Annotated in this window: 16 protein-coding genes; 5 read left to right on the top strand and 11 right to left on the bottom strand. The window is 71.5% G+C overall.

Features of this window, described 5'->3' with window-relative positions; genetic code table 11:
• Nucleotides 1-27: 27 nt before the first annotated feature.
• Nucleotides 28-936 (bottom strand): dihydrodipicolinate synthase family protein, encoded by a 909-nt coding sequence (locus OG403_RS10280; protein WP_329563370.1) that lies wholly within the window; start codon nt 934-936, stop codon nt 28-30.
• Nucleotides 937-1,007: 71 nt separating this feature from the next.
• On the opposite strand from OG403_RS10280, the gene OG403_RS10285 reads away from it, so the two are divergent.
• From OG403_RS10285 to OG403_RS10300, 4 genes are all read left to right on the top strand, one after another.
• Nucleotides 1,008-1,892 carry a LysR family transcriptional regulator gene (locus tag OG403_RS10285; protein ID WP_329563372.1) on the top strand — a complete coding sequence of 295 codons (885 nt, stop codon included), beginning with the start codon at nt 1,008-1,010 and terminating at the stop codon, nt 1,890-1,892.
• A gap of 152 nt (nt 1,893-2,044) precedes the next feature.
• Entirely contained in the window at nt 2,045-2,671 is a 627-nt protein-coding gene (locus tag OG403_RS10290) for an RDD family protein (protein WP_329563374.1), read from the top strand.
• 193 nt (nt 2,672-2,864) lie between these two features.
• On the top strand, nt 2,865-6,419 hold the full coding sequence (gene dnaE, locus OG403_RS10295; protein WP_329563376.1) for a DNA polymerase III subunit alpha: 3,555 nt from the start codon (nt 2,865-2,867) through the stop codon (nt 6,417-6,419).
• A gap of 141 nt (nt 6,420-6,560) precedes the next feature.
• Nucleotides 6,561-7,334, top strand: coding sequence for a hypothetical protein (locus tag OG403_RS10300; protein ID WP_329563378.1), 774 nt, complete (start codon nt 6,561-6,563; stop codon nt 7,332-7,334).
• 33 nt (nt 7,335-7,367) lie between these two features.
• Here OG403_RS10300 and OG403_RS10305 read toward each other — a convergent pair whose 3' ends face one another.
• The 8 genes from OG403_RS10305 to OG403_RS10340 form a co-directional block, all read right to left on the bottom strand.
• Nucleotides 7,368-7,961, bottom strand: a complete 594-nt coding sequence (locus OG403_RS10305) for a dienelactone hydrolase family protein (protein ID WP_329563380.1) — start codon at nt 7,959-7,961, stop codon at nt 7,368-7,370.
• Between the two features lie 97 nt (nt 7,962-8,058).
• On the bottom strand, nt 8,059-8,922 hold the full coding sequence (locus OG403_RS10310; protein WP_329563382.1) for an ABC transporter permease: 864 nt from the start codon (nt 8,920-8,922) through the stop codon (nt 8,059-8,061).
• Nucleotides 8,919-11,687 (bottom strand): alpha/beta fold hydrolase, encoded by a 2,769-nt coding sequence (locus tag OG403_RS10315; protein ID WP_329563384.1) that lies wholly within the window; start codon nt 11,685-11,687, stop codon nt 8,919-8,921. The genes OG403_RS10310 and OG403_RS10315 overlap by 4 nt, the downstream gene beginning before the upstream one ends.
• A 95-nt stretch (nt 11,688-11,782) precedes the next feature.
• Nucleotides 11,783-12,286, bottom strand: coding sequence for an LURP-one-related/scramblase family protein (locus tag OG403_RS10320; RefSeq protein WP_329563386.1), 504 nt, complete (start codon nt 12,284-12,286; stop codon nt 11,783-11,785).
• 88 nt (nt 12,287-12,374) lie between these two features.
• Nucleotides 12,375-12,827: a GNAT family N-acetyltransferase gene (locus OG403_RS10325; protein ID WP_329563388.1), complete on the bottom strand. Its 453-nt coding sequence runs from the start codon at nt 12,825-12,827 to the stop codon at nt 12,375-12,377.
• A gap of 13 nt (nt 12,828-12,840) precedes the next feature.
• A complete protein-coding gene (locus tag OG403_RS10330; RefSeq protein WP_329563390.1) occupies nt 12,841-13,779 on the bottom strand; it encodes an RluA family pseudouridine synthase in 939 nt (312 codons plus the stop codon).
• A 64-nt stretch (nt 13,780-13,843) separates the two neighbouring features.
• Complete coding sequence (gene lspA, locus OG403_RS10335) at nt 13,844-14,464, bottom strand: signal peptidase II (RefSeq protein ID WP_329572229.1); 621 nt, start codon at nt 14,462-14,464, stop codon at nt 13,844-13,846.
• A 120-nt stretch (nt 14,465-14,584) separates the two neighbouring features.
• Entirely contained in the window at nt 14,585-15,103 is a 519-nt protein-coding gene (locus OG403_RS10340) for a TraR/DksA family transcriptional regulator (RefSeq protein WP_329563392.1), read from the bottom strand.
• Nucleotides 15,104-15,717: 614 nt separating this feature from the next.
• Here OG403_RS10340 and ileS point away from each other — a divergent pair.
• Nucleotides 15,718-18,846, top strand: a complete 3,129-nt coding sequence (gene ileS, locus OG403_RS10345; RefSeq protein WP_442910892.1) for an isoleucine--tRNA ligase — start codon at nt 15,718-15,720, stop codon at nt 18,844-18,846.
• Between the two features lie 161 nt (nt 18,847-19,007).
• On the opposite strand, the gene OG403_RS10350 is transcribed toward ileS, so the two are convergent.
• Together OG403_RS10350 and OG403_RS10355 are read right to left on the bottom strand one after the other, a co-directional pair.
• On the bottom strand, nt 19,008-20,360 hold the full coding sequence (locus OG403_RS10350; RefSeq protein ID WP_329563397.1) for a DivIVA domain-containing protein: 1,353 nt from the start codon (nt 20,358-20,360) through the stop codon (nt 19,008-19,010).
• A gap of 52 nt (nt 20,361-20,412) precedes the next feature.
• Nucleotides 20,413-20,700: a YggT family protein gene (locus tag OG403_RS10355; protein ID WP_266301002.1), complete on the bottom strand. Its 288-nt coding sequence runs from the start codon at nt 20,698-20,700 to the stop codon at nt 20,413-20,415.
• Nucleotides 20,701-20,760: the final 60 nt, after the last annotated feature.

A 20,760-nucleotide genomic window follows, 5' to 3' on the forward strand; every position in this document is an offset into this window, starting at 1 on the left:
GCTGCCTGGCCTTTTGCCGCACCGTATTCACCTGGTGGACAGCTGCGGCGCGAGCAGCGGTTCCAGTGCCGCCAGCGCCCGGTCCACGCCCGCCGGGCTCGCGGGCAGCAGCGGCAGCCGCACCGCCGGGCTCGGGATCCGACCCAGGGCGTGCAGCGCGCCCTTGATCACCGCAGGGTTCGGCTCGGCGAACAGGGCCGCCGAGAGCGCGGCCAGCCGGTGCCCCAACTCCCGGGCCCGTGCCACGTCTCCGGACCGCCAGGCGTCGGCCAGCGCGACGAACCGCCCGGTGGCCAGGTGCGCGGAGGCCAGGATCGCGCCCGGCGCGCCGAGCGCGAGCAGCGGCGAGACCACCGCGTCGTCGCCGCCCAGCACCGCGAAGTCGGGCGGCGCGGCGGCCAGCAGGGCGACCGCCTGCGGGTCGAGGGCGCCAGTGGCGTACTTCACACCCGCGATGCCCGGCAGTCGGGCGAGCGCGCACAGGGTCTCGGCGGTCAGCCACTGCCCGGTGCGCTGCGGGACGTGATAGACGATCACCGGCACCGGGCTGCGCGCCGCCAGCTGCTCGAACCAGGCCAGCACCCCGGCGTCCCCGGGGCGGACGAAGGCCGGCACCGGGGCGAGCGCGGCGACCACCTCGGGGTGCTCCGCCAGCCCGGCCAGCGTCCGCAGGCTCTCCCGCATCCCGCCGCCCGCGCCGACCACCAGCGGCGCCCCGCGCTCGCGGCAGACCCGGGCGCAGACCTCGACCACCGCGGCCCGCTCGGCCGGGTCCAGCGCGCTGGGCTCGCCGGTGGTGCCGAGCGCGACCAGCCCGGCCGCCCCCTCGTCCAGCACGTCGCGGGCGAGCTGCTCCAGCGCGTCCAGGGCCAGGGTGTCGGCGGCGGTGAACGGAGTGATCAGCGGGACGAGGATCCCGCGCGGCGATTGGCTCATGCCCCGATCCTCACCGGGCGCCGCTGTGCGGGTCCAGTTCGCGTTTCCACCGCAAACCGTAAGCTGTGCCGATGCTCGATGTCCGCCGCCTGCGGCTCCTGCGGGAGCTGGCCCACCGGGGCACCATCGCCGCCGTCGCCGAGGCGCTGGCGTTCAGCCCCTCCGCCGTCTCCCAGCAGCTCTCCGCGCTGGAACGCGAGGCGGGGGTCGCACTGCTGGAGCGCACCGGGCGGCGGGTGGCGCTCACCCCGGCCGCGCACAACCTGGTGCGGCACGCCGAGGCCGTGCTGGCCCACCTGGAGCAGGCCGCGGCCGAGCTGGCCGAGTCCCGGCGCGGCCCGGCCGGACCGCTGCGGATCGGCACCTTCCCGTCCGCCGCCCGGGTGGTGATCCCGCCGGCCCTGGTGCTGCTGGCCGAGCGCTGCCCCGAGCTGGAGCCGATGGTCGCCGAGGTGGACCCGGCGGGCGTGGCCGACCTGCTGCGCGCGGGCGAGCTGGACGTCGCCCTGGTGCACGACTACGACTTCGTCCCCGCCCCCGCCGAATCCGGCATCGACAGCGAGCCGCTGTTCGCCGAGGCGATGTACCTCGCCACCACCGCGCCCGGCCCCGGCACCCTCGCGGCCCACAGCGACGCCCCGTGGATCCTGGCCACCCACGGCACCCTCTGCCACGCGATGGCCGTGCGCGCCTGCCAGGCGGCCGGCTTCACCCCGCGGATCCGGCACCGGGTCGACGACTTCGCCACCGTGCTCGCCCTGGTCGCGGCGGGCCAGGGCGCCGCCCTGGTCCCCGAACTCGGCCTGCTGGACCCGCCGCCCACCGTCCGGCTGCACCGCCTGCCGATGTCCCGGCGCACCGCCGTCACCTTCCGCCACGGTGCGGGCGGCCACCCCGCGATCACCGCCTTCGGCTCGGCGGTCCGCGACGCGCTGCCGACCGCACTGCGGAGTTGACGCGTGTTCAGGTCAAGGAGCGTTCAAAGGGCTGGTCTACGACCGGTCAAGCTGCCGTTCGCGTAACAGTTATGATCAAACTCTTTTCGCCGCCCGTCTCGCGCGTATAGAACAACTGAGGGTAAGTCCCCACGAGACAAGCGAGCGGCTTCATGAGCAACGACCAGCCCCCGGGCTACGGCTACCCGTCCGACCCGCAGAACCCCTACGGCCAGCAGCCGCCGCAGAACCCCTACGGCCAGCAGCCTCCCGGCTTCGGCCAGCAGCCTCCCGGTTACGCTCAGCAGCCGCCTGGCTACGGCCAGCAGCCCCCCGGTTGGATGGCGCCCCCGAACCCCTACGGCCCGCCCGCCCCCGGCACCCGACAGCTCGCCTCCATACTCGACCGCTTCCTGGCCCGGCTGATCGACCTCGCCGTGCTGCTCATCCCGATCTTCCTGATCGAGGTCGTCGCCGCCGCCGCAGTGGGCCAGATCGTGGCGAGCATCCTCGGCGCGGCCCTGGTCTTCCTCTACGAGATCGCGATGCTGCTCACCCAGAACCAGCAGACGGTCGGCAAGAAGGCGATGAAGCTCCGCGTGGTCTCGCTGGCCACCGGCGGGCGCCCCACCGACAACGAGCTGTGGACCCGCGCGGCGGTCTACGGGCTGCCCCAGGCGGTCTACTGCCTGGGCTCGCTGTTCAGCCTGCTCGACTCGCTCTGGCTGCTCTGGGACAAGCCGAACCAGCAGTGCCTGCACGACAAGGCAGCCAAGACTGTAGTGGTCAAGGAAGCCTGAATCAAGGCGAGTTGAATGCGACGGCCGGGCCCGGTAGGGTCCGGCCGTCGCCGTCTGCGGCAGCTGTGAGCGCGGTCACCCCGGGGTGGCCGAGCGCCCCCGGTGGCCCGAGTGGCGGCAGACGACCAGAGTGGCCGGCGCGCTAGGGTGGATAGCCTCCCAGCCGCTGACCTACTCCGAGGAGCCGTCCCCCGTGGCCGACAGCTTCGTGCACCTCCATGTCCACACCGAGTACTCGATGCTGGACGGAGCGGCCAAGAACGGCAAGCTGATGGCCGAGGCGCAGCGGCAGGGCATGCCGGCCATCGCGATGAGTGACCACGGCAACATGTTCGGCGCCTACGAGTTCTTCCAGCAGGCGAAGAAGCTCGACGGCGCGGTGAAGCCGATCATCGGCATCGAGGCGTACGTCGCCCCGGGCTCCCGCTTCGAGAAGAAGCCGGTCTTCTGGTCGCCCGGCGGCCAGCGCCCGACCAACTCCGACGGCGAGGGCGGCAAGGACGTCTCCGGTGGCGGCCGGTACACCCACATGACCATGTGGGCGGAGAACGCCACCGGCCTGCGCAACCTCTTCAAGCTCTCCTCGCTCGCGTCGATGGAGGGCTACTACATGAAGCCCCGGATGGACCGCGAGCTGATCGCCGCGAACGCCACCGGGATCATCGCCACCACCGGCTGCCCCTCCGGCGAGGTGCAGACCCGGCTGCGGCTCGGGCAGTACGACGAGGCCCTCAAGGCCGCCTCCGCCTACCAGGACATCTTCGGCAAGGAGAACTACTTCCTGGAGCTGATGGACCACGACCTGTCCATCGAGCGGGACGTCCGGGCCGACCTGCTGCGGCTGGCCAAGGAGCTGCACATCCCGCTGCTGGCCACCAACGACTCGCACTACGTCACCGCCGACCAGGCGGACGCGCACGACAGCCTGCTCTGCGTCGGCGTGGGCAAGAACAAGGACGACCCGAACCGCTTCAAGTTCAACGGCAGCGGCTACTACATCAAGACGCCGGAGGAGATGCGGGCGCTCTTCAGCGAGCTGCCCGAGGCCTGCAGCAACACGCTGGCGATCGGCGAGCGGATCCAGCCGTACGACGAGGTCTTCGACTACGTCGACCGGATGCCGCAGTTCGACGTGCCCGAGGGCGAGACCCAGGCCTCCTTCCTGCGCCAGAAGATCAAGGCCGGCCTGCAGCACCGCTACGGCGACAGCCCGAGCCAGGAGGTGCTGGACCGGATCGAGCTGGAGATGGGCGTCATCACCCCGATGGGGTTCGACGCCTACTTCCTCGTGGTCGCCGACATCTGCCAGTACGGCCGGGACAACGGCATCCCGGTCGGCCCCGGCCGTGGTTCGGCGGCAGGCTCGATGGTCGCCTACCTGACCGGCATCACCCAGCTGGACCCGCTGGAGCACGACCTCCTCTTCGAGCGCTTCCTGAACCCCGAGCGCATCAACCCCCCGGACGTCGACATCGACTTCGACGACCGCCAGCGCGACCAGATGGTGCGCTACGTCACCGAGAAGTACGGCGAGGCGTACACCGCCCAGGTGAACACCTTCGGCACCATCAAGGCCAAGGCCGCCGTCAAGGACGCCAACCGGATCCTCGGCTACCCCTTCGCGATGGGCGACCGGATCACCAAGGCGATGCCGCCGGACGTGATGGGCAAGGGCGTCCCGCTCACCGATCTCTTCAACGAGAAGCACCCTCGCTACAACGAGGGCACCGAGATCCGCACGATGTACGCCAACGAGCCGGACGTCAAGAAGATCATTGACACCGGTATCGGCATCGAGGGCCTGATCCGCGGCACCGGCGTGCACGCCGCGGCCGTCATCCTCTCCTCGACCCCGCTGCTCGAACTGATCCCGCTGCACAAGCGGGACAAGGACGGCGTGATCATCACCGGCTTCGACTACCCGTCGTGCGAAGCCATGGGCCTGATCAAGATGGACTTCCTGGGTCTGCGGAACCTGGGCATCATCGACCACTGCATCAAGATCGTGAAGGCCAACCGCGGTGTCGACGTCGACATCGAGAAGATCCCGATCGACGACCCGACCACCTACGAACTGCTCGCCCGCGGTGACACCCTGGGCGTCTTCCAGCTCGATGGCGGCCCCATGCGCGCGCTGCTGAAGCTGATGAAGCCCACCGAGTTCGCCGACATCTCCGCCGTCTCGGCGCTGTACCGGCCCGGCCCGATGGGCATGAACTCGCACACCAACTACGCGCTGCGCAAGAACGCCCAGCAGGAGATCATCCCGATCCACCCGGAGCTGGAGGAGCCGCTCAAGGAGGTCCTCGGCCCCACCTACGGCCTGATCGTCTACCAGGAGCAGGTGCAGCGAGCCGCGCAGGTGCTGGCCGGCTACAGCCTCGGACAGGCAGACCTGCTCCGCCGCGCGATGGGCAAGAAGAAGAAGGAGGTCCTGGAGAAGGAGTTCGTCCCGTTCCACGCGGGCTGCAAGGAGCGCGGCTACTCGGACGAGGCCATCCAGGCGGTGTGGGACGTGCTGGTCCCGTTCGCCGGCTACGCGTTCAACAAATCGCACTCCGCCGCGTACGGGCTGGTCTCCTACCAGACCGCCTACCTCAAGGCGAACTACCCCGCCGAGTACATGGCCGCGCTGCTCACCTCGGTCGCCGACGACAAGGACAAGATGGCCGTCTACCTGGCCGAGTGCCGGTCGATGGGCATCAAGATCCTCTCCCCCGACGTCAACGAGTCGGTGGTCGACTTCACCGCCGTCGGCAGCGACGTCCGGTTCGGCCTCAAGGCGGTGCGCAACGTCGGCGTCCCGGTGATCGAGTCGCTGATCAAGACCCGCAAGGAGAAGGGCAAGTACTCCTCCTTCGCGGACTTCCTGGACAAGGTCGAGCTGGTCGCCTGCAACAAGCGCACCGTCGACTCGCTGATCAAGGCCGGCGCCTTCGACTCGCTGGACCACACCCGCCAGTCGCTCTGCGCGGTGCACGAGCAGGCCATCGACGCGGTGACCGGGGTGAAGAAGCAGCAGGCGATCGGGCAGGACGACCTGTTCGGCGCGCTGGACACCGGCTCCGACACCCCCACCATCGGCCTGGACTTCGAGCTGACCGACCGCGAGTGGCCGCGCCGCCAACTGCTCAGCCTGGAGCGCGAGATGCTCGGCCTCTACGTCTCCAGCCACCCGCTGGACGGCGCCGAGCACATCCTGGCCCGCAACCGGGACGTCTCGATCGCCGAACTGATGGGCTCCGGCCGAACCGAGGGCGAGGTGCGGCTCTCCGGCCTGATCACCGGCGTGGACCGGCGGATCAACAAGGCGGGCAACGCCTGGGCGATCATCACGCTGGCCGACCGCGACGGCTCGGTCGAGGTGCTCTTCTTCCCGGCCACCTACAACCTGATGGCCGATCAGATGGTCGAGGACAACGTGATCTCGGTCCGCGGCCGGCTCAACGAGCGGGACGGCGCGCTGAGCATCTTCGGCCAGGAGATCACCAGCCTGGACATCTCCTCGGCCGAGCACGGCGGCAAGCCCCCGGTGCAGCTCACCGTGCCCTACCCCAAGGTGACCGCGACCATGGTGCGCGAGCTCAAGCTCACGCTCCAGGCCCACCCCGGGGACGTGCCGGTGCGGCTGATGACGACCAGCCGGCAGAAGGACGTGCTCTACGAGCTGGGCTTCCTGGTCAACCCGGACACCGCGTTCGCCAGCGAGGTGAAGACCCTGCTCGGCCCCTCGGCCTGGAGCGCCTGACCCAGCGGTACCTGACGGGCAGCCAGGGCAGCCAGGGCAGTGGGCACCGTGCCCTGCCCCGGCTGCCCGTCGGCACGCTAGTCTCAGCGCGCGCGAAACTCCGCGGTACGGCTGCGGCGCGCACACCTTGAGGGGGACACGATGAGCTACGCGCCACCCGTCGGAGGCCTTCCGATCCCGCAGCGGGCGCCGGTAGGACCGCGCGCCGCGGCGCTGCCCGGGCTGGCGGTGCTGCTGATCCTGGTGCTGGTACTGGACCTGGCGATCCTCGGCTTCGACCTCGAGCGGCTGGGCGCGAGCTACCTGCCGACTGCCATCGGGTTCAACTACGACCACTACGTCTCGGGCGTGCCGGTCGCCTACACCGGCGGCAACGCCGCCTTCGACCTCGGGCTGATCGCCATGATCATCGGTGCCTTCAGCCGCGGCGGCTGGATCCGCCCGGCCGGCACCGCCCTGCTGCTGGTCTCCGCCTACGGCAACGTGATGACCGTGATCCAGCAGCTGACCGGGACCGGCGAGGCCCGGCACCAGTTCGGCTCGCCCGCGGTGCCGAACCTGCTGCTCAACCTGGACGTGATCGCGCAGACCGTGCTCGGGCTGGTCTTCGCGGTGATCGTGGCCGCCACCGTCAAGGGCGCGAGCGCGGGCGCCCGGCCGGCCCCCGTCGGCTTCCAGCCGCAGTTCGCCCCGCAGTCGCAGCATCAGCCACAGCCGTATGCGGGCGGGGCCGCCGCACCCGGCGGCTTCGGCGCCCCGATCCCGCCGCAGCCCGCACCGGGCTACCCGGCGGCCGCGCCCGCGATGCAGCCCCCGGCGCAGGCGCAGCCGCCAGCGATGCCGCCCGTCCCGCCGGCCACGCCCCCGGCCTACGGCTACCCGCCGCGCCCGCAGGACGCCCCGCCCGCACCCTGACGTACGGCCCCGACGAACGCCCCTGAGAGCCGCTCAGTCGTCCAGCGAGGCGTCCAGCTCGCTCAGGAAGGCCAGCGACGCCGCCCACGCCGCGTCGCTCGCCTCGGCGTCGTAGTCCGCCAGCCCGGGGTCGGTGAACAGGTGTCCGGCGCCCCGGTAGCGGTGCACCTCGACCTCGGCGCCCGCCTTGCGCATCCGCAGGTACCAGGCGTTCAGCCAGTCCTCGGTCTCGAACGGGTCGGGCTCGGCCACGTGCAGCTGCACCGGGATCTCCACCACCGCGTCGTCCCGCACGTCCGAGGTGCCGTGCAGGAGCAGCAGCCCCAGCGCGTGCTCGTCGGCCAGCGCCAGGTTCTGGGCGAGCGCGCCACCGAGCGAGAGGCCCGCGTAGACCAGCCGGGTGCCGGGGGTGAGCAGCGGGGCCGCCGCGCCGACCGCCCGGCGCAGCAGTTCGTCGGTGCCGATCCGCTCGCGGTACTCCAGGCCCGCCTCGACGTCCTCGAAGACCTTGCCGTCGTAGAGGTCGGGCAGGTGGACGGTGTGCCCGGCCGCGCGCAGCCGCTCGGCGGCTTCGGTCACGGCGGGGCGCAGTCCGTAGGCGGAGTGCAGGAGCAGGATCTGGGCCACGGGGACTCCAAGGTCAAGAATTCACAGGACCGTCCCATGATCCCTCAGCTGATCCCTCAGCGGCGGCCCGTCCCCGGTAGCCGCCTCGGGCGGCGGCTCAGGAGACGATGTCCTTGCGGGCGAAGCCCCGGAACGCCAGCGCCAGCAGGATCACCGCGTAGGAGAGCGAGAGCGACACTCCCTGCACCATCCCGCCCCACTCCAGCTGCGGTTGCAGCGCGTCCGCCCAGGCGTACTGCCAGTGCGCCGGCATCCACTCGCGCAGGCCGCCGAGCGCGGTGATGGCGTCCAGCACCCCGGTGACGATGGCCAGGAAGACGGCGCCGCCGACCGCCCCCAGCGGGGCGTCGGTGGCGGTGGAGAGGTAGAAGGCCAGCGCGCCGATCACCACCTCACTGAGGATCACGAAGCCGACCGCGATGGCCAGCCGCGGCAGCACCTCGGCGGCGGGCAGGCTGCCGCCGGTGGGCAGCCTCAGGTCGCCCCAGCCGTAGGCGGCGGTGCCCACCCCGAGGCCGACCAGCGGCAGCAGCACGATCGCGGCGGCCGAGAAGAGCAGCCCGATGGTGAGCTTGCGGGCCAGCAGCCGGCCCCGGGGCACCGGAGCCGCCAGCAGGTAGCGCAGCGAGGACCAGCCGGCCTCGGCGGCCACCGTGTCGCCGCAGAACAGCGCGACCGGGATCACCAGGATGAAGCCGGTTCCCATGAAGAGCAGGGTGGCCGCGAAGTTGGGCCCGGAGGCGGTGGCCAGCGTCACGAAGGTGGTCTGGTCGGGCCGGGTCGGCGTGCCGCCGATCTGGAAGGCGGCCAGCACGATGAACGGCAGCGCGAAGAGCACCGCCGCGATCACCATGGTGCGGCGGCGCCGCAGCTGGCGCAGCGCCTCCACCCGCAGCGGCAGGGTGTGCTGCGGGCGGTAGCCGACCGCCCGGTCGCTGGGGGCCGTCTGCGAGTTGCTCACGCTGAGCCTCCGATCATCGAGAGGAACGCGTCCTCCAGGCGGCGGTGCGGGCCGGCCCGCTCCACCGGGACGTCGAGCCGGACCAGCTCGGCGACCAGCTGGTGGGCCGTCAGGCCGTCCAGCCGGACCAGCAGCCCGTGCCCGGTGACCTCCGCCGAGCCGACGCCGGGCAGGGCCGCCGCCTTCTCGGCGGCCGCCACCAGCTCCTCGGGCGGGTACGAGGCGGGGATGCCGACCAGCAGCAGCTCGCCGCCGCCGACGATCTCGCCGACCTCGCCCGCGCTGATCAGCCGGCCGCGGTCCATCACCACCAGGTGGGTGCAGCTCTGCTCGACCTCGGAGAGCAGGTGGCTGGAGACGATCACGGTCCGCCCGGTGGCCGCGTAGCGGATCATCACCTCGCGCATCTCCCGGATCTGCGGCGGGTCGAGCCCGTTGGTCGGCTCGTCCAGGATCAGCAGGTCCGGCAGGCCGAGCATGGCCTGGGCGATCGCCAGGCGCTGGCGCATGCCCTGCGAGTAGGTGCGCACCGCGCGTTCCAGCGCCTCGCCGAGGTCGGCGATCTCCAGCGCCTCGGCCAGGTGCGCGTCCTCGGCGGGGCGCCCGGTGGCCTGCCAGTAGAGCTCCAGGTTGGCGCGGCCGCTCAGGTGCGGCAGGAAGCCGGCACCCTCCACGAAGGCGCCGACCCGGGACAGCACCGGGGCGCCGGGGCGCACCGCGTGGCCGAAGATCCGGATCTCGCCCTCGTCGGGGCGGATCAGCCCCATCAGCATCCGCAGCGTGGTGGTCTTGCCCGCGCCGTTGGGGCCGAGCAGGCCGAGCACCTGGCCCGGCCGGACGGTGAAGCCCAGCTCACGCACGGCGTAGCGGTCGGTGGCGCCCTTGTAGCGCTTGCTCAGGCCGGTGATCCGCAGCGGCACCTCGGCCAGCGCCGGGTCCGGCGGCGGCAGCGCCCGGCGCCGGCGGGCCGTCAGCAGCAGCACGGCGGCCGCGGCCAGCGCCAGCAGCGGCAGGACCCAGGTGCGGGCGGGCAGCGTGGTGGCCTCGGTGGTCAGCGCGCTGTCGGTCGGGACGGTCAGCGGGCTCGCCAGGCCCACCGTGTAGGTGGCGGGCGGGTTCGGCGAGGCGTAGGCCAGGTCGGTGCTGGCGAACACCAGGCGCAGCCGGTGCCCGGCCGGGAAGTCGTAGTCGACGGCGGGCAGCCGGACGGTGACGGTCCGGCCGTCCGGTGCGTCGGCGCCGGTGATCCGCAGCGGGGCGGCGAGTTGCTCGGGCAGCGTCTGCTTGCCGTCCGGGCCGACGTCGTAGAGCTTGCCGAAGAGCACGGCGTCGGGTGCGTCGGAGTGCACGGTCAGGCTCACCGTCGGGCTACCGGTCAGCTGGAGCGCGGAGCTCAGCGGTGCCGAGTCGAAGGCGGCGTTCTGGCCGGGGAAGTCGATGGAGATGCCGACGCCCAGTTGGCTGGCCTGGGCGAGCGCGCCGAGCCCCGGCACGGTGGAGATCGCCGGCGGCGCGCCGCCGGGCGGGTTGGCGATGGTCTGCGGTCGGCTGTTCAGCTGGACGGTGGTGTCGGCGGTGCCGTTCAGGCCCGGGTAGCTGGTGCCGTCGGCGCCGCGCAGCACGGCCTGGAAGCCGGTGGTGTCCAGTCCGCCGGTCCGGGTGATCCGGAAGGCCGGGCCGGTGGAGTTGGACTGGTGCTTCAGGTAGTGGTCGAACCAGGCGATCACCCGGTCGGTCACCCGGTCGCTGGTCTCGGTGCCGCCGTCGTGGCCGCCGTCGAACCAGTCCACCGAGACGGGCGCGCCGTTCGCGGCGATCGCCTTGGCCATCTCGTCGCCCTGGTCGAGCGGGAAGAGCGAGTCCTGCTGGCCCTGGACCACCAGGGTGGGGACCTTGATCTGCGAGGCGTAGGTCGACGGGCTCGACTTGGCCAGCAGCGCGACCGCCGCGGCGTCGGGCCGGCCGGCGGTGGCCACCCGGTTGTACATCGCGCACAGCTCGGGGGTGAAGCGCCCGCAGCCCACCGGCCCGGTGGTGTTCTCCGAGGGGGCCGGCTTGCCGGTGGTGGAGGCGGTCAGGTCGCCGGCCGAGCCGTCGGTGAAGAAGATCCCGGCCCAGAGCTTCTTGAACACCCCGTCCGCCGGGGTGCTGCCCTCGACGTTCTGCGGGAAGAGCGCCTGGGGCAGGTCCCACCAGGTGATCATCGGCACGATGGCCTTGATCCGCGGGTCCGCTGCGGCGGCCAGCAGCGAGATCGCGCCGCCGTAGGAGGCGCCGGTGATGCCGACCACCGGGTCACCGGGCTTGTCCTTGAGCACCTCGGGCCGGGCGGTCAGCCAGTCGACCAGGTGCTTGACGTCCTGCACCTCGCCGTCCGGCGAGTCCAGGCCGATCTGCCCGGTGGAGTGGCCGAAGCCGCGCGAGGACCAGGTGAGCACGGCGAAGCCGGCTCGGGCCAGCGTGCGGGCCTCGTCCGCCTCGTCGGCCTTGCTGCCGCCGAAGCCGTGGGCGAGCAGCACCGCCGGACGCGGGCTGCTGCCGGTGGTGAAGAAGGAGGTGTCGATCGAGACCTGCTGGGCGCTGCCCGGCGCCTCGGGCATCGACAGGAACTGGTCCTGCTGGCGAACCGTCACCGGAGTGCTCGCCACCGCACCCACCGCGCCGAGGCCGACCAGGAGCAGCAGGGCCAGCGCCCCGGCCAGCAGCCGCCGAGCGGTCAGCGTGCTCCGTATGCGCGAACGCCGCCAGCGGCCGGAGAGGTTCATGGATAGTGATCGTATCCGCGGCTCCTGAGAACCGGCCACGAGGGCGGCCACTGCCCTGCCACTGCCCGGACGGCGCCCGGACGGCGCCCGGACGGTCAGAGGTTGGTCAGCTTCTCGCCCTTGAAGTCCTGCAGGATGTGGTCCACACAGACCGCCAGGATGATCATCAGATAGGCATCCTGCTGGCTCATCACGTCCACCGCATAGGCGTCCCTGATGGTGAACCAGCGCCGCGAGACATGGGCCAGCGTGGTGCCCTCGGAGCGGATGTCGAACTCGCGGTCCCAGAGGTTGCCGACGATCTTCAGCCGCCGGCCGTCCCGCAGCTTGACCGTGAAGCGGTCGCCGAAGAGCTTGAAGAGCTTCTTGCTGATCTTGGCGATCACCTCGCCGTCGTGCTTGATCAGGATGGTGTGGTGGACGGTGAGGAACTTCTTGACGATCGAGCCCACCACCGTGCCCTCGGTGTCCACGAAGGCGAAGGTGCTGCGGAACCGGAGCAGCTTCTTGTTGACCCGCCAGACCTTCTCGCGGTGCTCGGTCTCGATCCAGGCCTCCTCACGGAAGGCGAACATCCGGTCGCGCACCAGGTAACGCATCAAGATCCCCCGTTCGGGTCAGTGCTGAGCCGCCCCAGAGTAATGGGGCGGCCCGCGAGCCCGGCAGGGGGATGCGCTCGGAGGACTTTCAGAAGACCTTGACCATGGTGCGGTGCGGGATCCCGGCGTCGTCGTAGACCGGCCCCTCGGCGGTGTAGCCGAGGCGCTCGTAGAAGCCCATCGCCTGGACCTGGGCGTGCAGCTCGCACTCGGTGGCCCCGAGCTCGCGCCCGGCCCGCTCGACCGCGCCGACCAGCGCCGCGCCCAGCCCGGTGCCCCGGGCGGGCCGCAGCACGGCGAGCCGGCCGAGCAGCACCCGGCCCTTGACGCCGGTCAGCGCCAGCGCTTCCTCGCCGCTGATCAGCCGGGCGGCGCCGACCGGGCGGCCGTCCCGGTCGAGCGCGACCAGGTGGGTCGAGGTGGCGTCCAGCTCGTCGTACTCCAGCGCGGCCGGGATCTGCTGCTCGACCACGAAGACCTCGTGCCGAACCTGCTTGGCCAGCGCGACCTCGTCCTCGGTGCGGGCGATCCGGATCTCCATCGGCGGCCGATCCTCAGCTCTCGGCGGCGATGACGTCGAGGGACTTGCGCAGGTCCTCGGGGTACTCGCTGTCGAACTGCACCCACTGGCCGTCGCCCGGGTGCTCGAAGCCCAGCGAGACCGCGTGCAGCCACTGCCGGGTCAGCCCGAGCCGCTTGGCGAGGGTCGGGTCGGCGCCGTAGGTGAGGTCGCCGACGCACGGGTGGCGCAGCGCCGACATGTGCACCCGGATCTGGTGGGTGCGACCGGTCTCCAGCTTGACCGTCAGCAGCGAGGCGGCCCGGTAGGCCTCGATCAGGTCGTAGTGGGTGATCGAGGGCTTGCCCTCCCGGGTCACCGCCCACTTCCAGTCCGAGCTGGGGTGCCGCCCGATCGGGGCGTCCACCGTGCCGCTCATCGGGTCGGGGTGGCCCTGGACCAGGGTGTGGTAGGTCTTCGAGGTGATCCGGTCGTGGAACTGGCGCTTGAGGTCGGTGTAGGCCCGCTCGGACTTGGCGACCACCATCAGCCCCGAGGTGCCGACGTCGAGACGGTGCACGATGCCCTGGCGCTCGGCGGCACCCGAGGTGGAGATCCGGTAGCCGGCGGCGGCCAGGTGGCCGATCACGGTCGGTCCGGTCCAGCCGGGGCTGGGGTGCGCGGCGACGCCCACCGGCTTGTCGACCAGCACGATGTCCTGGTCGTCATGGACGATCCGCATGCCCTCGACGAACTCGGCGACGATCTGCACGGGTGCGGCGGGGGCCGGGATCTCGACCTCCAGCCAGGATCCGGCGATCACCCGGTCCGACTTGCCGGCCGTCGCACCGTCGATCCGGACCTTGCCCTCGGCGGCCAGCTCGGCGGCCTTGGTACGCGAGAGCCCGAACATGCGGGCGAGGGCGGCGTCGAGACGCTCGCCCTCCAGGCCGTCGGGGACGGGAAGCGTACGGATCTGCGCTGCGGTACTCACCCGTACGAGTATGCCGCACCGGGCGGGGGCGCCTACTCGCCCGCCGCCTCGGCCACCCGCTGCCTCAGTCGCCCTTCGGGGCCGGCTTGTGGGTGGAGCCGTCCGGGTTGCTGCCCCGGAACGAGAGCAGCACCACCAGGATCCCGCCGCAGACGATGGCCGAGTCGGCCAGGTTGAAGACCGCGAAGTGCTGCACCGAGATGAAGTCGACCACGTGCCCGCGCAGCACCCCGGGCGCCCGGAAGAGCCGGTCGGTCAGGTTGCCGATCGCCCCGCCGAGCAGCAGCCCGAGCGCGATCGCCCAGGGCAGGCTGTAGAGCCGGCGCGAGATCCGCCAGATCACCACGATCACGGCGGCGGCGATCAGGCTGAAGACCACGGTCATGGTCTGGCCCATGCCGAACGCCGCGCCCGGGTTGCGGATCACCTGGAAGGTCATGAAGTCGCCGATCACCCGGATCGGCGCCCGGCCTTCCAGCTTGGCCACCACCAGGAGCTTGCTGCTCAGGTCGATCAGGTAGGCGAGCAGTGCCACCGAGAAGAGCACCCCGAGCCGGCGGCGGCGCACCGCGGCCGCCTCGCCGACCGCACTCGCACCGGCCGGCTCGGCCGGCGACGGCGCCGCGGTCCCGGCGGGCCCGGTGGGCTCGTCCTGAGTCTGGGGAGAACCTGGCGTAGTGATGATCCGCTCCGCTGCCGAGAAGAAGGGCCGACGTTACGGGGTCGAGCGTACGGCACGCGGTGCGCGCGGCCGCTCGACCCCGGTGCACGGCTGCCCCTCGTCAACTGCCGTGCGCGAGCGCGGTCAGCGGCGCTCCTGCTTCGACTTGCAGGAGACGCAGAGGGTGGCCCGCGGGAAGGCCTGCAGCCGGGCCTTGCCGACCGCCTGCCCGCAGGACTCGCAGAGGCCGAAGCCCACGCCCTCCAGCCGGGCCAGCGCGCGCTCGGTCTGGTCGAGCATGTCGCGGGCGTTGTTGGCCAGCGCCAGCTCGCTCTCCCGGTTGATGTTCTTGGTCCCGGCGTCGACCTGGTCGTCACCGGCCCCGTCGTTGGAGTCGCGCATCAGGCCGGTGATCGCCGCCTCGGCGGCGTCGATCTCGTCGCGCAGCCGGACCAGCTCGGCGTTGAGTTCGGCGTGCACCTCGGCGACCTCGACGGCCGTCCAGGGCTCCTCCCCCGGGCGGACCGGCAGCTCGGCCGGGTCGGCGGCCTCGGCGCCGGCCGGGACCACCGCCCGGGCGCCGGTGGCAGCGGGGGTGTGGTTACGGCTGGTCACCGCGCCGCGTCCGGTGGTGGTGCTGGTCTTCCGCCGTGTCGTGGTCACGGAACCCTCCCCTTGGTCGCCTGCCACGGCCTTCCGGGTCCGCCTGGTGGCGGTGCCCGCGCCCGTTGCCTTCTCAGCCATGGCTCGACCCCATCTACGAATGACTCCGGCCGACGGTTCCCGTCGGCCTCCGGTGCCGGAACGATAATCCTGAACGAATCCGGTCACAACGGGACATACCGATACCCATCGGCGATCCCACCCGGGCAGCCGGGGCGTCACGGTCGAGGAAGCTCCGCGCCAGGGCATTGACAAAGTTGTGCCCAGATCGTCACTTCCTAACCGCCCTGGCGCGCGGCGGCGTGCGGCGGCAATGGCGTAAATGGCCTTGCCCCGCGCTATAGACTGGGCCGGCAAGGCGCAGATGGGACGAGTACCGACGTACGCAGCCATGAGCGACCCGGGGACGGTGCGAGCCCGGGGGTGTGCGCGGCGGGAAGATCACCCCGGAGCCGCCGGAAGAACGGCCGGAAGAACGGCCTACTAGACCCGGCAGCAAGCCCAAGGAGTGGGCCGTCGGCAGGTCGCGGCGGTCAAGGAGGGTGGTACCGCGGGACGGCTGGCCGTCTCGTCCCTCCGTCGGAATGCCCGTCCACGCATCCGCCGGAGGCGCAGTGAGCACGTACAACCCCGTCCCCGCCCAGGTCGACCTGCCCGTCCTCGAGCACGGCATCCTGAGCTTCTGGCGTGACCAGAAGATCTTCCAGCGCAGCCTGCAGCAGTCCGAGGGCCGGCCCGAGTGGGTCTTCTACGAGGGCCCGCCGACCGCCAACGGCATGCCGGGCGCCCACCACATCGAGGCCCGGGTCTTCAAGGACGTCTTCCCGCGCTACCGGACCATGAAGGGCTACCACGTGGCCCGCAAGGCCGGCTGGGACTGCCACGGGCTGCCGGTCGAGCTGGCCGTGGAGAAGGAGCTGGGCTTCTCCGGCAAGCCGGAGATCGAGGCGTTCGGGATCGCCGAGTTCAACGCCAAGTGCCGTGAGTCGGTCACCCGGCACACCGACGAGTTCACCAAGCTCACCGAGCGGATGGGCTACTGGGTCGACCTCGACGAGGCGTACCGGACCATGGACCCGTCCTACATCCAGTCGGTCTGGTGGTCGCTCAAGCAGATCTTCGACAAGGGCCTGCTGGTCCAGGACCACCGGGTGGCCCCCTGGTGCCCGCGCTGCGGCACCGGCCTGTCCGACCACGAGCTGGCCCAGGGCTACGAGACCGTGGTCGACCCCTCGGTCTTCGTCCGCTTCCCGCTGACCAGCGGCCCGCTGGCCGGCCAGGCCGCGCTGCTGGTCTGGACGACCACCCCGTGGACCCTGGTCTCCAACACCGCCGCCGCCGTGCACCCCGAGGTGACCTACGTGGTCGCCACCGACGGCAACGAGCGCCTGGTGGTCGCCGAGCCGCTGGTCGCCAAGGCGCTCGGCGAGAGCTGGGAGGTCACCGGGCAGTCGTTCACCGGTGCCGAGATGGAGCGCTGGGCCTACCGCCGCCCCTTCGACCTGGTGGAGATCGAGGACGCGCACTACGTCCTGAACGCCGACTACGTCACCACCGAGGACGGCACCGGCATCGTCCACCAGGCCCCCGCGTTCGGCGCGGACGACCTGGCGACCTGCCGCAAGTACGGCCTGCCGGTGGTCAACCCGGTCGAGGCGGACGGCACCTTCGCCACCGACGTGCCGCTGGTCGGCGGCGTCTTCTTCAAGAAGGCGGACGAGGCGCTGGTCGCCGACCTCAAGGAGCGCGGCCTGCTCTTCCGCCACCTGCCGTACGAGCACAGCTACCCGCACTGCTGGCGCTGCCACACCGCGCTGCTCTACTACGCGCAGCCGTCCTGGTACATCCGGACCACCGCCGTCAAGGACGCGATGATCCGCGAGAACGAGGCGACCAACTGGTTCCCGGAGACGGTCAAGCACGGCCGGTTCGGCGACTGGCTGAACAACAACATCGACTGGGCGCTCTCCCGCAACCGCTACTGGGGCACCCCGCTGCCGATCTGGCGCTGCGAGGAGGGCCACCTGACCTGCGTGGGCTCGCTGGCCGAGCTGAGCGAGCTGACCGGCAGCGACCAGAGCGAGCTGGACCCGCACCGGCCGTTCATCGACGACGTCACCTTCGGCTGCCGCGAGTGCTCCGGCACGGCGGTCCGGGTGCCCGAGGTGATCGACGCCTGGTACGACTCGGGCTCGATGCCGTTCGCGCAGTACGGCTACCCGTACCAGAACAAGGAGCTGTTCGAGAGCCGCTACCCGGCCCAGTTCATCTCCGAGGCGATCGACCAGACCCGCGGCTGGTTCTACACGCTGATGGCGGTCGGCACCCTGGTGTTCGACAAGTCGGCCTACGAGAACGTCGTCTGCCTGGGCCACATCCTGGCCGAGGACGGCCGCAAGATGTCCAAGCACCTGGGCAACATCCTGCAGCCGATCCCGCTGATGGACCAGCACGGCGCCGACGCGGTGCGCTGGTTCATGGCGGCCGGCGGCTCGCCGTGGTCGGCCCGCCGGGTCGGGCACGGCACGATCCAGGAGGTGGTGCGCAAGACGCTGCTCACCTACTGGAACACCGTCGCCTTCCAGGCGCTGTACGCGCGGACGGCCGGCTGGGCGCCGAGCCCGAGCGACCCGGCCCCGGCCGACCGGCCCCAGCTGGACCGCTGGGTGCTCTCCGAGCTGAACACCCTGGTCCGTGAGACCGACGCCGCGCTGGAGTCCTACGACACCCAGCGGGCCGGCAAGCTGCTCTCCGGTTTCGTGGACGACCTGTCCAACTGGTACGTGCGGCGCGGCCGCCGCCGGTTCTGGCAGGGCGACGCCGCCGCGCTCGCCACCCTGCACGAGGCGCTGGAGACGGTGACCCGGCTGATGGCGCCGCTGACCCCGTTCATCACCGAGCGGGTCTGGCAGGACCTGGTGGTGCCGGTCGACCCCGAGGCCCCGGCCTCGGTGCACCTTGCCTCCTGGCCAGTGGCCGACGAGTCGCTGATCGACAGCGAGCTGTCCCGGCACATGGCGCTGGTCCGCCGACTGGTCGAACTGGGCCGCGCCACCCGCGCCGAGTCCGGGGTGAAGACCCGTCAGCCGCTCTCCCGCGCGCTGATCGCGGCCCAGGGCTGGGAGGAGCTGCCCGCCGACCTGCGCGCGCAGATCGCCGAGGAGCTGAACGTGGCCGCCTTGGAGTCGCTCGCCACCGTGGGCGGCTCGCTGGTCGACACGACGGCCAAGGCGAACTTCCGCGCACTGGGCAAGCGCTTCGGCAAGGGCGTGCAGGACGCCGCCAAGGCGGTCGCCGCCGCGGACGCCGCCGTGCTCGCCGCCGAGCTGCGGGCCACCGGCACCACCTCGGTGGTGATGGGCGAGGAGACGATCAGCCTCTCGCCGGACGAGGTGATCATCACCGAAACCCCGCGCGAGGGCTGGGCGGTGGCCAACGAGTCCGGCGCCACGGTCGCCCTCGACCTGGCGATCACCCCGGAGCTCAAGCGCCTGGGCGTCGCACGTGACGCGATCCGGCAGATCCAGGAGGCCCGGAAGAACTCCGGCCTGGACGTCTCGGACCGGATCGTGCTGCGCTGGCAGTCCGCGGAGCAGGAGACGGTGGACGCGCTCATCGAGCACGCCGCCCTGGTCGCCGACGAGGTGCTGGCCGTGGACTTCGCGAACGGCGCTGCCGACTGGGCCTCGGAGGACTTCACCGACGAGGGCGCGGGCCTGACCTTCCAGTTGCGCAAGGCGTAGCGAATCGGACAGAGGTGCGGTTGCCACTCGACGGAGTGGCAACCGCACCTCTGTCTTGGCACGGCTTCACCCGCGGTGTCAGGTGAACCGCGAGGCAGCTGAGCACACACGTGAGGGCGCCCCCACCGCATCGCGGTAGGGGCGCCCTCACAGGGTCCTGCTTAGTTGTCGCCGTCCTCGTCGATCAGGAAGCCGCGCATCGGAGCCGGGGCCTGCTGCATCGGCTGCATGGGCTGCGGCGGCTGCGGACGGACCGCGGCCATCGGCTGGGTCATCCCGGCCGGGGCCATCTGCGGCGCGCCGTTGCCCGAGGGCTGCCCGCCGAAGGACGGGGCACCGCTGCCACCGCCGAACGACTGGTTGCCACCGAAGGACTGGTTCCCGCCGAAGGACGGCTGACCGCCGCCGAAGGACGGGGCGCCGGTGGAGGCCATCGACGACGCGGCCGGCGGCAGCGAGGCGGTGGCCGGGATCCGCGGCGGGGCGAGCGAGTCATCGGCCTGCGACTCCAGCTGGCGCAGCTGGGTCTCCAGGTAGGACTTCAGGCGGGTGCGGTACTCGCGCTCGAAGGCACGCAGGTCCTCGACCTTGCGCTCCAGCGTGGCGCGGGCCGACTCCAGCGAGCCCATCGCGACGCGGTGCTTCTCCTGCGCGTCCCGCTCCAGCGCGTCGGCCTTGGCACGGGCGTCGCGCTCCAGGCCCTCGGCGCGGCTGCGAGCCTCGCCGACGATCTTGTTGGCCTCGGAACGGGCCTCGGAGATCGCCTGGTCAGCGGTCTGCTGGGCGAGCGCGAGCACGCGGGCCGCGCTGTCGCCGCCGGGGCCCTGCTGCTGCTGCATCGGGGCGCCGAGCGGGCCACCGAGCTGCTGGCCGAGCGGGCCGCCCATCGGGGCGAGCTGCTGCTGGCCGCCCATGGTGCCCATCTGCTGCTGCGGCATGCCCTGCTGGCCGAGCTGCGGCTGACCCATCTGCTGCTGCATCTGGCCACCCATCGGCTGCAGCATCTGACCACCCATCGGCTGCACCAGCTGCTGCTGGCCGCCCATGGTGCCCATCTGCTGCTGCATGCCCTGCTGCTGCATCTGCTGCATGGGCTGCATCTGCTGCTGGCCCGGGACCTGGCCCTGCATCGGCGCGCCCTGGCCGGGCGGCAGCTGCGGAGCACCGGACGGCAGGCCCAGCGGCTGGCCGCCCATCTGCTGCTGCTGCGGAGGCTGCTGCTGGCCCGGACCCTGCTGGCCGGGGACCGGCGGGCCGGATATGGCAGCGGGCACGGGGCCACCGGGACGCGGCGCGTCCTGCGGCTGCTCCTTGCGCATGTTCGCCTGGTTCTGCGCGGCAGCCCGGGTCGCCGCGGCCAGCTTGGCCCGCAGGTCCTCGTTCTCGCGGAGCAGCCGGGTGAGTTCGGCTTCGACCTCGTCGAGGAAGGCGTCGACCTCGTCCTCGTCATAGCCTTCGCGCAGGCGGACGGTCGTGAACTGCTTGTTCCGAACGTCCTCGGGGGTCAACGGCATCTCTTCACCTCAACGTGATCGTCGGCACACTGGCATCCCGCCGCATCGCTCATCACGGCAGCTGCTGCACGAGCCAGATCAGGAAATACACAATGATCAGCAGTACGAAGAAGGACAGGTCGAGCGCCACGCCCCCGAGACGCAACGGCGGAATGAACCGCCGAAGAAGCTTGAGTGGCGGATCCGTGACAGTGTACGTGGCCTCCAGGACCACCACCATGGCCTTGCCGGGACGCCACGAGCGGGCGAACTGGAAGACCCAGTCCATGACCAGACGGAACAGCAGAATCACCAGGAAGACGGTCAGTGCGTAGTAGAGCACTGCCCCCACGATCCCCATCGGGTATCCCTCTCCCAGTTTCTTCCGGTTCTGCCTGCTCTAACTGCTTGCTCTTACTGC

It is taken from the genome of Kitasatospora sp. NBC_01266 (assembly GCF_036242395.1).
Lineage (GTDB): Bacteria > Actinomycetota > Actinomycetes > Streptomycetales > Streptomycetaceae > Kitasatospora.